This is a genomic window from Dietzia sp. WMMA184, assembly GCF_002441635.1.
Classification (GTDB): Bacteria; Actinomycetota; Actinomycetes; order Mycobacteriales; family Mycobacteriaceae; genus Dietzia; species Dietzia kunjamensis.
Genome location: NZ_NXEI01000001.1, coordinates 830,742 through 845,680, shown reverse-complemented (window position 1 = coordinate 845,680; position 14,939 = coordinate 830,742). Strand labels below are relative to the sequence as shown.

General features: G+C 71.7%; 13 protein-coding genes. 5 read left to right on the top strand and 8 right to left on the bottom strand.

Annotated features, from left to right (window positions below; genetic code table 11):
- From CK206_RS03935 to CK206_RS03920, 4 genes are read left to right on the top strand one after another with little or no spacing between them, the layout of a single operon-like run.
- A complete protein-coding gene (locus CK206_RS03935; RefSeq protein WP_096905607.1) occupies positions 1-1,137 on the top strand; it encodes an iron ABC transporter permease in 1,137 nt (378 codons plus the stop codon).
- Complete coding sequence (locus CK206_RS03930) at positions 1,134-2,225, top strand: iron chelate uptake ABC transporter family permease subunit (protein ID WP_254050466.1); 1,092 nt, start codon at positions 1,134-1,136, stop codon at positions 2,223-2,225. Before CK206_RS03935 ends, CK206_RS03930 begins: the two co-directional genes overlap by 4 nt.
- Positions 2,225-3,106 (top strand): ABC transporter ATP-binding protein, encoded by an 882-nt coding sequence (locus CK206_RS03925; RefSeq protein WP_096905606.1) that lies wholly within the window; start codon positions 2,225-2,227, stop codon positions 3,104-3,106. Before CK206_RS03930 ends, CK206_RS03925 begins: the two co-directional genes overlap by 1 nt.
- Entirely contained in the window at positions 3,103-4,041 is a 939-nt protein-coding gene (locus CK206_RS03920; RefSeq protein ID WP_096905605.1) for a siderophore-interacting protein, read from the top strand. The genes CK206_RS03925 and CK206_RS03920 overlap by 4 nt, the downstream gene beginning before the upstream one ends.
- 6 nt (positions 4,042-4,047) lie before the next feature.
- Here the strand turns inward: CK206_RS03920 and CK206_RS03915 are convergent, their stop codons facing one another.
- From CK206_RS03915 to CK206_RS03880, 8 genes are all read right to left on the bottom strand, one after another.
- Entirely contained in the window at positions 4,048-4,704 is a 657-nt protein-coding gene (locus CK206_RS03915) for a phosphodiesterase (RefSeq protein ID WP_227022252.1), read from the bottom strand.
- Between the two features lie 103 nt (positions 4,705-4,807).
- Positions 4,808-6,013 carry a Wadjet anti-phage system protein JetD domain-containing protein gene (locus CK206_RS03910; RefSeq protein ID WP_096905604.1) on the bottom strand — a complete coding sequence of 402 codons (1,206 nt, stop codon included), beginning with the start codon at positions 6,011-6,013 and terminating at the stop codon, positions 4,808-4,810.
- Between the two features lies 1 nt (position 6,014).
- The gene (locus CK206_RS03905; protein WP_096905603.1) at positions 6,015-9,335 is read right to left on the bottom strand and encodes an ATP-binding protein; all 3,321 of its coding nucleotides are present in this window, start codon (positions 9,333-9,335) and stop codon (positions 6,015-6,017) included.
- A complete protein-coding gene (locus CK206_RS03900) occupies positions 9,332-10,021 on the bottom strand; it encodes a DUF4194 domain-containing protein (RefSeq protein ID WP_096905602.1) in 690 nt (229 codons plus the stop codon). The genes CK206_RS03905 and CK206_RS03900 overlap by 4 nt, the downstream gene beginning before the upstream one ends.
- A complete protein-coding gene (locus CK206_RS03895; protein ID WP_096905601.1) occupies positions 10,021-11,508 on the bottom strand; it encodes a DUF3375 domain-containing protein in 1,488 nt (495 codons plus the stop codon). Before CK206_RS03895 ends, CK206_RS03900 begins: the two co-directional genes overlap by 1 nt.
- Before the next feature lie 58 nt (positions 11,509-11,566).
- A complete protein-coding gene (locus CK206_RS03890; protein ID WP_096905600.1) occupies positions 11,567-12,166 on the bottom strand; it encodes an energy-coupling factor transporter transmembrane protein EcfT in 600 nt (199 codons plus the stop codon).
- Positions 12,167-12,871: an energy-coupling factor ABC transporter ATP-binding protein gene (locus CK206_RS03885; RefSeq protein ID WP_096905599.1), complete on the bottom strand. Its 705-nt coding sequence runs from the start codon at positions 12,869-12,871 to the stop codon at positions 12,167-12,169.
- On the bottom strand, positions 12,868-13,455 hold the full coding sequence (locus CK206_RS03880) for a biotin transporter BioY (RefSeq protein ID WP_067713928.1): 588 nt from the start codon (positions 13,453-13,455) through the stop codon (positions 12,868-12,870). Before CK206_RS03880 ends, CK206_RS03885 begins: the two co-directional genes overlap by 4 nt.
- 165 nt (positions 13,456-13,620) lie before the next feature.
- Between CK206_RS03880 and CK206_RS03875 the strand changes: the two genes are divergently transcribed.
- Positions 13,621-14,880, top strand: coding sequence for a hypothetical protein (locus tag CK206_RS03875; RefSeq protein ID WP_096905598.1), 1,260 nt, complete (start codon positions 13,621-13,623; stop codon positions 14,878-14,880).
- Positions 14,881-14,939: the final 59 nt, after the last annotated feature.

The following is a 14,939-nucleotide window of genomic DNA, read 5'->3' as shown; positions in this document are numbered from 1 at the left end:
GTGACCACCCCAGCGACGAGCACCGCCGACCCGCCCGCCCTCCCGGCGGGCGGGTCGGCGGGTGGGTCGGCGGTGCCGGCCGTACCGACCGTGCAGCGGCGCCACCGTGTCGTGATCGGCACGGTGGCCTCGTCGACGTTGCTCGTCGCGGGCGTGGCACTCTCGCTGTTCGTGGGAGCGCGATCCGTCGACCCGACGGTGGTGTGGTCGGTGTTGGCGGCGCTCCCGTCGCAGGTGTTCGCCGGTGACCTCACGGCCACCCTCGCCCCCGGGTCGGGCACCGGGATGGACGAGGTGGTGGTGGCCGCCCGGGTTCCCCGCACGATCACCGCGATCCTCGTGGGCGCCGCGCTCGCGGTGGCGGGCGCCGGGCTCCAGGGCGCCACCCGCAATCCGCTCGGCGACCCGGGCCTGCTCGGGCTCACCGCGGGCGCCGCGCTCGGCGTGGTGCTGGGGCTGGCCCTCGCGCCGGCCGCCGGCCCGTCCGCCGTCGCGTTGTTCGCGGTCGCCGGCTCCCTGGCCGCGGGCATGGTGGTGGTCGGCGCCGGTCGACTCGGCGCCGACTCCGGCACCGGACTCGTCCTCGCCGGGGCCGCCGTCACCGCGGGGTGTACCGCGGTGACCTCCTCGCTGGTCATCGCCCTTCCCGGAGTCCTGGACCGGTTCCGCTTCTGGGGCCTGGGCTCGGTGGCCCGCGCGTCCGCACCCGAGATCGGTGCCGCCGCGCCGTTCATCCTGCTGGGGCTCGTCCTCGTCCTGGCCGGCGCGGCCACCCTCGACGCCCTCGCGCTCGGCGACGACCTGGCCCGCGGGCTGGGAGTGGGACCCGTCGTCGGGCGCGCCGTGGTTCTGGCAGGTGTGGTGATCCTGTCCGGGGTCGCTACCGCGCTCGCCGGCCCCATCGCCTTCCTCGGACTGCTCGTGCCGCACCTGCTGCGGCGGCTGGTGGGGGTGGGCAACCGCGTCGTCCTGGGCCTGTCAGTGATCGTGGGGCCGGTGGTCCTGCTGTTCGCGGACACGGTCGGGCGTGTGGTCGCCCCGCCCGGGGAGATCGCCGTCGGGGTGATGACCGTGGCGATCGGTGTGCCGTTCCTCATCGCCCTGCTCCGCGCGAACCGGGGGGTGGGCGGCTCGTGAGCCCCGACGTCCTCGACCGAACGGCCGGCCCCGCCAGCGGCGCCTCGACCCACACCGAGCTCGCCGAGACCGAGCAGATCGTCCGCCACCTGTCGTCCCGCCGCCGCAGGCATGCGGGCCTCGTCGTCGTCGGCCTCGCGGTCGTGCTGGTGACGGTGATGGCGGTTCGCGTGCTGCTGGGTCGCTACACGGTGACCATCCCCGACTTCATCGCCATCCTCGGCGGGGCGACGATCCCCGGCGCCACGTTCGTGGTGATGGAGGACAAGCTGCCGCGTGCGGTCCTCGGTGCGCTCGCCGGCCTGGCGTTCGGCGCGTCCGGCGCGCTGTTCCGACGCGTCCTCGGCAATCCCCTGGCCAGCCCCGACATTCTCGGGATCTCCCACGGCGCCTCCGCCGGGGCCGTGGCCGGGATGGCGCTGTGGGGGCTGCGCGGCGTGGGGGTCGTACCCGCCGCGTTGGTGGGATCCGCGGTCGCGCTCGCGATCGTCCTGGCGGCCTCCGCCGGCCGGCGCACCGGGATCGTCGGCCAACGCTTCCTGCTCGGCGGTGTGGCCGTCGCCGCCCTCGGCACCGCGGTGGTCACCCAGCTCATCGCCCGACTTCCGCTGACCGGAGCCCAGGAAGCGGCCGTGTGGACCGTCGGGTCGCTGTCCGGGGCGTCGGGGGAGCGCATCGCCTGGCTCGCCGTCGCGCTGGTGGTCCTGCTCCCGCCGGGGATGTGGCTGCACGCCGCGCTCCGGCCCGCCGAGCTGGGGCCCGAGCTCGCCGTCGGCCTCGGGTCCCGCCCGGTCCCCACCCGTGCTGCCGCTCTGGGGGTGGGGAGTCTGCTCGCCGCCGCCGCGACGGCGGTGGCCGGCCCGCTCGCCTTCGTCGCCCTGCTGTCCACTCCCGTCGCCGCCGCGCTCGGCCGCGGACGCCCGCGCATCGGGGCGGCCGCGTTGACCGGGGCCGTGATCGTCGTGGCCGCGGACATCGTGGCCTCAGAGGCGTTGGGGACGGTCGACCTGCCCACCGGCGTGGTGACCGGCGCACTGGGCGCCCCCGCCATGCTGTGGATCCTCCTGCGTTCGAGAAAGGCGGCCTGATGAGCATCCCCGCGCCCGTCGCGTCCGTGACCCCGGCCCTGCCCATGGACCTCGGCCCCGAACCCGAACCGGCCTTCCGCCTGCGCGGCCTGACCCTGGGCTACGGTGCCGCCCCGGTTATCCGCGACCTCGACCTCGACCTCCCCGCCGGACGGACCACCGTGCTCATCGGTGCCAACGGCTGTGGCAAGTCCACGATCCTGCGGGCCCTGGGGCGTCAGCTGCGCCCGCTGTCCGGGTCGATCGAGACCGACGGCCATCTGTTGTCCGAGGTCCGTGCCCGCGAGCACGCGCGGTCCGTGGCGTTCCTGCCGCAGTCCCCGCTGGTGCCGGAGGGACTCACCGTGGCCGAGCTCGTCGCGCGCGGCCGGCACCCACACCGTCGGTGGTGGGGAGGGGGCGACGACGACGACACGGCCGTCGCCGAGGCGCTGGCGATGACCGGCACCGCCGAATTCGCCCACCGGCGGGTCGACGAGCTGTCCGGCGGCCAACGGCAACGCGTCTGGGTCGCACTCGTGCTGGCCCAGGCCACTCCCACCCTCCTGCTCGACGAACCGTGCTCGTTCCTCGACCTGGCGCACCAGCTCGACGTCCTGGATCTCGTACGCGACCTGCCGCTGCCGGCCGGCCACCGCGACCACGGCACCGGCCGCCGCACCGTGGTGGCGGTGCTGCACGAACTCAGCCTGGCCGCGCGGGTGGCCGATCACCTGGTGGCGGTCGCCGAAGGCGGCGTGGTCGCCGCGGGCCCGCCCGATCAGGTGATCACCCAGGAGACCTTGCGTCGCGTGTTCGACCTGGACGCCGACATCATCACCGATCCGGCCACCGGCCACCCCGTGGTGCTGCCCCGGGGACGACGAAAGGGGACCACATGACCGCTATAGCCGTAGAGGCACCGATCGTCGTCTCGGAGACCCGCGTCATCGACGCCCGTCTGCTGGGGGAGTCGTTCGTCCGCCTCGTGGTGGCCGGGCCCGGCCTGTTGCGGTGGTCCGCCGACGTGGTGGACCCGGGCACCGTCCGGGATGCCTACATCAAGGTCATCGTGCCCCCGCCGGGTGGCGGCGGAGCGATCCCCGACGCCGACGCGATCCGCGACTGGCTCGCTCTGCCCGAGGCCGAACGTGGCTGGATGCGCACCTACACCGTCCGCCGCGCGGACACCGTCGAACTGGACGGGGAACATGTTCCCGCACTGACGGTGGACATGGTTGTCCACCCCGGGGGCGACGAGGGGCCGGGATCCGCCTGGGCGCGGTCCGTACGTCCGGGCGACACCGTGCACATCGCCGGACCCGGGCGCGGGCACGCGCCGTGGGCGGCCTGGGCGCCCGGCCGCGCCGAGCGTGTCGTGTGCGCCGGTGACGAGACCGCCGCGCCGGCGCTGCTGGCGATCGCCGAGGAACTCGCCGCGGAACGGGCCACAGCCGGCTCGGTGACGCGGCGTCGGGTACAGATCATCGTTGAGGTGCCCACCCACCGCGATGCCGTGGCATTGGCAGAGAGTGCTCCCGACTTCGTCACGGTGCTGCCGAGGGAGGGGGAGCCCGGCACCGCGGTGGCCCGTCGGCTGGCGGGCGTGCTGGACCTCGGCGACGAGTGCGTGCGGACCGTCCTGGGTGGGCGCCGACCCGCGGAGCGCGAGTGGCAGCCGGCGACCGCCGTCTCCGCCGGCCAGCCGTATGTATTCCTCGCCGGAGAGGCGGGGCTCGTCCGTGCCATGCGCCGCCTCGCCGTGGACGCCGCCGGGGTGCCCAAGGAGGCCGTGGCGTTCATGGGGTACTGGCGGCGCGGCGCCGCGGAGTGCTGATCGGCCCTAGGCGCCGCGGTCGGCGGGCGGGTACGACGGGTCCCGCAGCGCCCTGAGGACATTCGGGTAGCGCGACCCGGGCAGACGGTTCCCGATCGGATCGAAGTGGAGGTTCTCGTCGTCGTCCTCCCACGAGTCCACCGTGATCCGGCCCAGCGTCTTCCACTTGCCGAGCGGTGTGGCGTGCTGCAGGGTCCACGTGCCGCCGTCGCCGGTGGGGATCGCGGCCAGGAGGAGCGGGCGACCGGCGATGAGCACCGGGAACATGGACGTCATGGTGCGGCCCATCGTGCGCCAGCCCGTGGTGAGGACGTATCGGCTCAGCGGGCCCGTGCCGGTGCTGGCCAGCAGGATGTCCACCGGCCTCTCGGCGTGGATGCGGACGGCCATCCCGCCGATATCGGGCACCGCGTCCGGCAGCCCCACCGCGCGGGAGAACCGGATCGTCGCCGGCCAGCGGCCCGTCACGTCCAGCAGGGACGACCCCGTGCGACCGACCCCGGTCACGCTCAGCGTGGCCTCGGCGATCACACCCTTGGGGTGCAGCGCCTTCGGGCGCGCGAGTCGCGCCACCGCGGCCACGGCGCCGAACGCGGACCCGGCCAGGCTGGAGAGCGGGGCCGAGCGCAGCGCGACCTCCTTCGACTCCGTCGTGGTGGGCACGAGAGCGGAGGACCGGGGGGAAGAAGGCTCGGCTGGAGAGCTCGCTGCGGCGTCGTCGCGGCCGGCATTCCGGGTGCGTCGGGACATGGCCCCACGATACGGGTCACTCCCAGGCTGCGCGGAGATGCGATATGGCCCAGTCCCAGGGGATTCGTTCCTGCTCGAGTCGGAGGTCCCCGGCGATTGTCAATTCCTCGAGCGCAGCGGATTCGTCCGGGGTGAGCCGCGTGGGCGCAGCACGGGTGGGCCTGGGGTCGGCCACGGCGAACTGTCGCCAGGCGGAGAACGTGTCGACATCCATGAGTGCACTAATCGCGTCGGGGGCGTGGTGTCTGAGTCGGTCGAGGATCGCGAACCCGTGCGAATCGAGGTCGCCCCAGTAGATGATGCGGGCGGTCAGGGCCCAGGGCAGCGCTGCGACAGCGTCGACTGCGAATCCCCGCCCGAACAATGCGACGGCGCCGGGTAGAGGCGGGAGGGCGAGGAACGTGGTGAGATTCTCGACGACGACGAGGTGTTGCGGTCCCGTTCCGTCGTTCCAGAGCTCGGCCAGCTGATCGACCGGGCTCTCCACATCGCGCAGCGGAAAGGGGATCGCGGGGTCGAGGATCCGCATCCGGACGCGGAGGTCGGAGCGTTTGAGTCCCAGCCCGGAGACGATCGTCGATTCGTCGTGCGCTGCGCTGTCGCGACCCGACCGGGCGGCGTCGACGAGCTGCTCGACCAGACTGATGCGGGTTTCGATCCACTTGGTGTCGACGCCGGGAACCGCGACTTCGCGAGCTCGCAGCCCCTCGGTGGGATGCTCGAGCACCCATCGACACACGGCGAGCAGTCGCTCCATGTCCCGGTCGGCAAGCTTCTCCCAGAGGGGGGCCGTGGTGGCCGCGGCACGCCCGAGCGCTTCGGGGTCCGGACCGAGCTTCAGCACGTCTCCGGCCCGGCGGCGTAATTCCTTCCATCGGTCGGACTGCCCGGCGATCCGAGCGATCGCGTCGGCGCCTCGGACCTCGGCGCTCTGGGGGAGGGCGACCAGCCCGAACCCGGGCAGTCGGCGGTCCGCCCAGGTGACGCGCACATCGGGACCGTCGCAGCCGGATTCGACGTCCCGCCACCTCTCGATCCACTCCGAGGTGCGGGAGGGGTCCTCGGCGGCTCGCGTCGCGGTCGGGGCCGCGGTGGTGACGCGAACGACGTCGGCGGTTCCCTCACCAGGGTGCGCGATCCAATCGCGGTAGCGGCGGTTGAATCGGGTGGCGCAGGCACGTACGAGGTCGTCGGGTGAACGTGGCGACGTCCGGGCGGTCATTTCAGCCCCGGTCCCAGGTGACTCGTTCGATCCGGGACCGACTGCCGTCCTCGTTCCCCACCACTACCAGGCCCCCGATATATGGCTCCAGGGTCTGGAGCAGCTTGAGCGGGGTCGCCAGGACCATGTGGAACCCGAAGTCGGTGAACACGTCCATCGCGCGCCGGGTGTAGTCGGGGTCGGCCCGGTCGAACGCCTCGTCCAGCACGACGGTCCCGTAGCGGGGCACGTCATCGTCGACCTCCGCTAGCTGGAACCGCAGCGCGGCGGCGAGGCAGAAGAACACCAGCTTCTGGGCCTGTCCGCCCGAGAGCCCCGAGGACGAGTCGTGGTAGTTGGTGGCTGCCCCGGACTCGTCGACCTCGACGCCGATGAAGCCCACGTGCCGCCTGGTGTCGAGCACCGTCTTCCTCCAGTGCTGGTCGCCCGCCTCGGCCGAACCGAGTCGGTCCAGGATCCTGGACATGACCGCGAAACCGGCCTCGGCGGCGTCGACGGTTCGCTTGTCGAGGGCACCGGACACCGACTTCTCGAGATCACCGAGGAAGTCCGTGACGGTCTCGGAGCGTCGATCCCGTACCTGGATCTGCAGCCACCGGCCGGATTGGAACTCGGACCGTCGCAGGGAGTCGTTGACGGGCCCGATCTTGGTCTCGATCTCCGAGCGTGCGCGGCGGATGCGGCGGGCGAGCTCACCCAGGTTGCGGGTCTGCATGTCTCCGATGAGCCCCAGGAAGCGGTCCTCGAACTCGGCCAGTCGGTCGCGCCGCAGCTGGACGAGCCACTCGACGGCTTCGCCGACGAACTCCGAATCCGGCCTGAGGTCCGACTTCTTCGCCGGCCAGAGTTCCAGGTACGAGGCGAGGATCGTGTCGATCCGTCGCGTGACACGTTGCAGATCCGCCGCAGTGGACGCCTGCTCGGTGGCGATCGCGCGCTCGGTGAGCTGGCAGATGTCCTGGACGTTGTCCGCGTTCAGGCGGCGGGTCGCGGCCGACAGCCGTTCGCGGATCCGGCGGGCCGCCGCCTCGTCGAGCTCGGATATGGCCTGACGGGCGAGCTCGGCGAGCCGGTTCTCCAGGGCAGCCACGATACTCGCGGCCACGGCACGGTGGCCGGTAGCGGAGTCGTAGTGGTCCTGGGCGCGCGTCTGGTCCTCCTCGGCAGTACGCAGTGCACGTTCCATCTCGGCGACCTCGGGGTGCTCCTGACGCCACCGCTCCAGACGATCGTGGGCGGCCTCGGCGCGCTGCTGCGCGGTCGTCGAGTCGATGTCCTCCCACTGCAGCCCCATGAGTGCGGAGGCCGCGCGACCGCGGGCGCGACGTTCGGCGTCGCGGGTGTCGAGCGTGCTCCACCGGCGCTCATGAGCCTCGATACGTGCCGAGATCTCGTCGCGGAGCGCGGTGAGGGCCTCGACCTTGGCATCGTCCATGCTGCCCAGCTGGAAGGCCGCCGGGTCGTCGATCCGCCGCCGGTCGTCCTTCTCGTACCTGGCGCCGCGCCGGATCAGGCCGTTCAGAGTGACGGCCCTGGGGTGTTCCTGTAGCTCGGCCGCGGTCTGTACGCAGGCGACGTCGAACTCTGTGGCGACCCGGCGGTTGAGCCAGTGAAGAAACGGCCCGCGGGCCGGCCGGACCTTCCGGACCAGACTGTCCGGCCCGCTGCGCCGCGCCGCGGAGTCGTCGCCGTGGTCGACCACCTCGTACACCAGACGTGCCCCGAGGTGGATCGAGTCGACTGCGGCGGCGACCCGGACGTACAGGTGATCGGGGACGAGCATCGTGCGGGCGAATCCGGACAGGACCCGCTCGATGGCGGGCCGCCAGCGGGAATGCTCGGGCGGCACGTCGAGGAGCTCGCCCGCGAAGGGTAGCTCGCGGGCGCTGACGCCCGCGGCCTCGCAGATGAGCTCCCGGGCGGCCAACAACCGGGAGTCGATGTTCGACCGGTGACGGAGGAGAGCGGTCAGCTGCGCCTGCGCCAGGTCCAGCGAGCGTTGCTCTTCGTTGAGAGAACCGGCCACGTCGCGCAGGGTCGCTCGGTCGCGTTCCCGCTCGGCCTCCTGGTCCGCCTCCTCCCGCTCGAGATCCGCGAGCAATTCCGCGAAGTCCTCGGCGGTTGACGGGAGAGACGCTCCGAGGCGCCCGAGGTCCGCCGCGGCCCGCTCGCGCCGTGCCGAGATGTCGGCGGCGCGGTCGCGGGCGTGGCCCAGCTCTCGGGCGAGCTCGTCGCGGCCAGCGCCGGCGCTGCCCCTGAGCCGGGCGCGGAGATCCTCGGTCATCAGCCGCTCCGCGTCGAGACGGTCGCGGGCGGACGCCACGGTGGCCTCCGCGGCCACCAGTGCCCCACGGGCTGCGCGGAGTTCCTCCTCGACCAGCTCCGTCGTGACGGCGGCCTGGACCGCGGGGAAGGACTCGCTCTCGGCGTGCAGCTCGGCGGCCCGGTCTCGGAACCGGTCTCTCGACACCTTGAGATCCGCCAGCGGACTGAGGTGCGCGATCTGGTCGCGTACGTCGACGACCGACCGGTGCGCCTGGCGAAGCTCCGCGAACTGCTCCACCGCGCGGTCCGCGACGGCGAAGGTGCCCGGGACGTCCAGCATGAAGTCGCGGAAGAGCTGGTCGAGGCTGGACAGGGACTTCGCGGACAGGGTCCGGTGCAGTAGGAGCTGGGCCGACTCGGAGGCGATGCCGAGGCGGCGCCGGAACGCTGACGCGAACGCGGAGTAGCTGTCGTGGAACCGCACGTGCGACATCTCGCGTTTCAGCGCGCGCTTGTCGATACCGCTGCGGAGGTAGCCGAACAGGTCCGGGAGCTCGAGCGGCTGGTCGTACGGGTGTTCGCCGATCCCGTGCAGACGCTTGACCCCGGTCGCGGAGTTGTCTCCGGAGCGGAGGTAGAGCATCAGAAGCAGGGTGACGCTGTGCCCCGTGCCGTCCGAGTAGGTCAGGGCGATCGCAGAGAACGTGGCCTTGGGCCGCAGGTAGACCGACGCGAGGTCACCCGACTCGGCGTCGGCACCCCGCCGCCAGGCACCGCGGATATAGGACACCAGGGTCCGTCCCGAGCCCCGCCCGGCTTCCTCTTGGGCGGCGGCGTTGAACCGCAGGTTCGCCGGCGGCACGAGTACGGCGGAGACGGCGTCGATGAGGGTGGACTTGCCGGAGCCGGACCCGCCGGTGACGAGGAATCCTTTCCTGGGCACCTTCACGTCGTGGTAGCCGTCGAGAGTTCCCCAGTTGCACACCTGGATCCGCGACAGCCGCATCTGGGCGGGGTGTTCGGGCGCGCCGGGCAGCCGCAGAGCCTCAGTCATCATTGATGCCCCTCGTCGTCGTCGAACAACGTCTCGCCCTGGTCGTCAGACCCGTCGCGCGCCTCGATCAGGGCACGGTACTCTTCGCGGATCCCTGCGACCACGTCGGCGTCGAACAGGTGACGGAGCACGGGGGAGACCTCCGCGCGGTTCTCGGTTTCGGTGTCGGACAGCAGCGAGTAGGACTTGAGCCGATTCCAGGAGGCGTCGAACTTGCGCGTGTACCGGGTCCGGTCCGAGTCGATGACCGAGCGATAGACGTCGATCTGTTCGGCGACGTCCTCTCGATCCACGATCACCCGCTCGCCCGGCTGCGCCACCGACAATTCGGACCGCAGGTGCAGGAGCAGGACGGTGTCCATGTGGGACAGAGTCTCCGTTCGCAGCACAGCGGGAACCTCGACCCGGCCGCCGGTGTCGACCTGCCGGGTGAACGCGATCCCGGCGTCGTGGTCCAGCACGAGGTCGAGGAACACGTCCGCCAGCCGCGACCGGAGGGCGGGCTCGTCGGAGATCACTGCCGCCCAGATCTCCGGTTGGCGGTGGGCGTGGACCAGCGGGCCGGTGAGCAGCCTGGCCAGCGCTCGTCGGGAGGCGAAGGACAGCGTCCCGGTATCGCCGGGCCACAATCCCTGCTCGACCTGTTCGATGTCGGGTGGAAGGTCGGAGCCGCCCACGTCGGGGGTCATCACAGGTCGTCCTCCAGTACGTGATCGGCCGTGAAGACCAGTGTGGGGATCCGGGCGCTGCGGACGGCATCGGAGCCACTAGTCCACCTGACGGTTTCGGTCGCAGCCGCCTCACCGGGAGGGGCCGTGGACCGTCTGGCCATGGCCAGATTCACCAGCCCGACGATACTGGCGACTCCCTGGGTGGCCGGGTGTTCGCTCAGAATCGTGGCAATCGATGACGGGCCACGCCTCGTCACCACGTCGCGCACGTGCGCGCGAAGCTCGGTCTCGTCGATCTCCGAGGCGCGTACGAGAGCGGTGAGCGCTCCGAGGTCCGCCGACCCCTCGTCGTGGTGCGTGACCTCCGTGGCAACTCGTTCCTCGCCCGGGTTCCGCAGGCGAAGCGCCCCGACCGAGCGGACCGACATGCCGATCCGGCGCAGCGGCACGGACATCCTAGTGTTCGGCCGTACGGCCCGTGCGGTGCTGGCCTCGGCCGCGGAGGCGCGAGCGGACCGGATGAGGGCCAGCATCCGCCGGTGCTCCACGTAGGCGTCGGTCGTGACGAAGTGTCGCAGGCTGCGTGACAGAGAGGTGAGCACCCCGTTGACTTCGGCGCCAGCGGTCTCCATCTCATCGAACAGTCCGCGGAGGCCGCGTCGGGCGGGCGCCGGAAGGCCCGTGACCTGCTGCCGACTCAGGATGTCGTCGATCCAGGTGTCGACGGAGGCGGAGCGCTCGGGATCGAGCAGTACCGAGTAGAAGGACGAGAAGCTACGGCCGGCCTCGGAGTCACCGATGAGGTCGACCCCGCCGAAGACTGCGTCGAGGACGTCGCCGCGGGCACCGTCCTGGTCGAGGAGACGACGTCGAAGATCCTGGTTGAGTGAGTCGAATTCAGCGCGGACGCGGGCGAAGTCCGCGGGGATGTCGTCCGCCCCCCGAAGGATCTCCGACACCTTCTCCGCGACCCGTTCCGGGCCCGCGAGATCCACCTCACCCTCCTCCACACGGGCGATGGCGGCATCGATACGGTCCCGTTCGCGGTGGAGGGCGGCCAATCTGCCCTGGACCGAAGGATCGGTCTCGCGGGCGAGATCCTCCAACTGCCGGGTGAGTGTCTCCACCCGGGACACGGTCAGCCCGCGCCGTGGCGTCTGCAAGCCGTCCAGGAAGTCCATCACCACCAGCGCGGCCTGGGTGGGCTCGAGCGTCTCACCCGTCGCGGCAGTCCCCGGCCGGCGGAGCATCCATCCGGCGTCCACCCAGGTACGCACATAGGACTGCGCAGTGCCGGGGGCCTCCGTGCCGACATCGCGTACGGCGGTCAGTGTCCGGTCCAGGAACTCGTAGAACTCGGACGAGGGGACACGCCTGGACGATCCCTCGAACACCTCACTCAGTACCGCGACGATCAACGGCCACAGCTGGCTCCGCAGCAGCGCCAGAGCAGGCGACTCGGCGCCGAGGCGGGAGAACGCGAGGTAGCGCGCGAGTGCGGACACGAGTTCATGGTGGCACGCGACACCGACACCACTCGTCCTGAGGTGGCGCCGGAGGTGATCAGTCGTCCACGCCCCGGGCGGCCAACGCGTCGCCCAACTGGTCGGCGGTGGTGAGCGCGCCGAGCACGGTCGGCACCACGAGCGCGCGGATCGACATGCCCAGGCCGCGGGCCTTGCGGGCCTCGGTGACCTGGCGAAGCCGACGCGCGAGCAGGGGGATGGCGCGGATGGTCAGTACCAACACCAGCGCGATCCGGTCCGGTGAGACACCGACGTGCCGCAGCGGCTGGGCGGCCCGCGTGACGGCGTCGAGCATGTCCGAGACGCGGGTGGTCAGGGCGACGAGGCCCGCCACGGTGATCGCGACGAGCAGGGCGCCGCACACCCGCAGGGCGGTGTCGAGGTCGGCGACGATCCACTGGAGTGCCAGAATCGCGACAAGCATCGGCAGCACCGGGCGGACCTGGTCCCACGCCGCTCGCGGACGGATCCGTCCGATCGCGTAGAGGACCGCGGTCACCCCCAGGGCGGGCAGCACGTGCCAGGGCTCGCGTATCGCCAGGGTGGCGACGAGGATGAGCACGCACACCAGCAGGATCTTCCACCCCGCCGGCAGTCGGTGCAGGAGCGAGTTCCCCGGTTGATAGGTGGCGAACACCTAGGCCCCCGGCCCCGAATCCAGCGCGATCCGCCGGTAGCCCGCCAGCGCGGGGCGGGGGGCGTCGTCGATCACGACGCGACCACCGTCGACGACCAGCACGCGGTCGAAGTCGGCGACGAGGTCCAGGTCGTGCGTCACCACCACGAGCTGCTGCTCCAACCCGGCGAACGTCTCGGCGACCAGCGCCCGGTTGCGCAGATCCAGCAGGGTCGTGGGCTCGTCGGCGACCACCACGGCGGGTTCGATCACCAACACCGCGGCCAGGGCCAGCAACTGCTTCTGGCCCCCGGAGAGGAGGTGGCACGGATGTTCGGCATGGCCGGCCAGGCCGTAGGTCTCGAGCACCTGCGCGACTCGTCGTCGTCGCTCCTCCCGGTTCAGACCCGACCGGCGCAGGGAGAAGTCGACGTCCTCCTCCACGGTCGGCATGACGATCTGGGTGTCCGGATCGGTGAAGCAGAAGCCCACACGGCGGCGGATCGCCGCGCCCTTGCGGCGGGTGTCGAGGCCGCCGACGGTGACCGTCCCGGTGGTGGGGACCACGAGACCGTTGATCATCCGAGCGAGCGTCGACTTGCCGCCGCCGTTGACGCCGACGATCCCGATGCGTCGCTCGGTGAGGGTCAGGTCGACGTCGGCGAGGACGGTCCGGTCACCGTAGGCGTGGCCGACCCCGTCGAAGCGGATCTCCGTGCTGGTCACTTCCGGCGCAGCGGCGCGATCAGGCCGGGACGTGCCTTGTGGACCTGCGTCGCGACGATCGCCGTGACGACCGCCTTGACGAGGTCACCCGGCAGGAACACCGTGTTGGCGGCGATCGCACCGCCGAGCGTCAGTTCGGTGCGGAGCAGCATGCCGGCCACCCCGACGGCATAGATGACGACGATGCCGCCGAGGATGTTGATGAGCAGTCCCGGGACGAGCCGGTAGCGCGGCATGATCCACGCGGTGAGCAGGCCGATCACGATCACCGCCGGGATCCAGCCGATGAGGAAGCCCGCGGTGGGGCCGGCCAGCGAGGTCAGGGTCGTGCGGCCGCCCGCGAGGACGGGCAGCGCGAGACCGATGACCATGACCGCGAGCACCGACAGGGCGCCCTTGCGCCAGCCGAGCAGTGAGCCGGCGAGCATCACGCCGAGCGTCTGCAGGGTGATGGGCACACCCGCCGAACCGATGCTGATCTGGCCGGGCAGGCCCAGCACCACGATGAGAGCGGCGAACACCGCGATCTGGGCGAGGTCTCGGGTGGCGCTACGGGCCGGGGCCCGGTCGACGGTGGTGCTCACTGGACTCCTTGGCTCCGCGGGTGCTGCTCGACAGCCTGATCCGGTCCATTGTCGCGCGTGTCACGTCGGATGGCCTCATCGGGCTCCGGCGCGTGCGGTCGCCGGCCGGAGGGATGCCGCATAAAGTGATCCAGGTCACAGTAGGGCGAGCGGGGGCGGTGCGTCATGGGTCGAGCACGAGACGGACTCGGAACACCCATCGTCGCACTGCTCGCCGCTCTGGTGCTCGCGGTGGTGTCCGTCGTCCACTCGCCGACGACCGCCGGTGCCGCGCCGTATTCGGTCTACCTCGATGTCCCGGCCGACAACGCCGACGGTGAACTGGCGGGCGGCGTCTCGACCGGGATGACCACCGACGTGGCGGAGCTCCGGGACGCGCTCGACGTGGTGAGGGCCGCCCGTGTCGCCCCGGAGAGGTACTCGACCCTGGCGCGCCAGTATTGGTTGGCAGTGGGAGCGGAGAAGGCCGGCATCGACCTGGGGCAGTGGGAGCCCGCCCGGGGGTTGGCGGCGAACCTCGACACGGTCGACAAGGTGTACGTCAACTACCTGCGCCTGTACAACTCCCACGACGGGTACTGGTGGACCGGGATGGCCGGGCTCGCGGGGATGTCGTTCGCCGCCGGATTCTGGGACCTCGACGAGGTCGGCGGGCTGCTCACCGTGCCGGGCGTGCACGAGGTGGGACTCGGGGTCGGAGGGGCGATGGCCGGCGTGCCGTGGGAGGTGGCACGCGAGATGCCGCGCGACGTGCACCTGCTGGCCACGGCCGGTCCGACCCTGCGGCGGCCGGATGTCGACTGGTACATGCACCGGCTACTCGTCATGCAGCGCCACATCTTCACGGACATGATCCCGGTGCACGAGGCCTACGCCGCAGGGGGATTGTCCGCGGTCGAGGAACTCGCCGCGGGAGGAGCGTACGACGACTACGCGCTGGAGTCCTGGCGGATGCTCGACGCGGGATCCCCCGACGGCCTGTCCGAGGCCCTGCTGCGGATGGCGTCCCGGGAGCAGAACCAGATCATCGCCGACCAGTGGGACGCCACCGCCGCCGGCCGCGGCGACCTCGGCAGGGTGCTCACCTACATCACCACCGTCGGCGGTGCCCCCGACATTCCTGGCGCACGCACGCTGGGGCAGTTCCGACCACTCTCGGTCCGCGCCGAGGTCGGCGGTCAGCCGGTGGTCGCCCACACGCCGCTCCCGGCCTTCAACTGGGCCGACCGCGAACCACGGTGGGAGTACATCGAACAGGACCTGGTGCCCGCGTACCGATCGCTCGTCCGCGACCGCCCCGACGAGGCGCCGCAGTATCTCGACGTGGGATTCCGTCCCCGCGCGGAGCAGAACCGGATCCTGGTGCGTCTTCCGGAGTTCGCCGGTCAGATGACCACGGGGTGGGCGGTCGTCCCGGGGCGGTAGGGGAGGACGATCACAACTCCCGGCAGGGCGACCGGCTCGCCTGCTCGGAACCGCCCCTC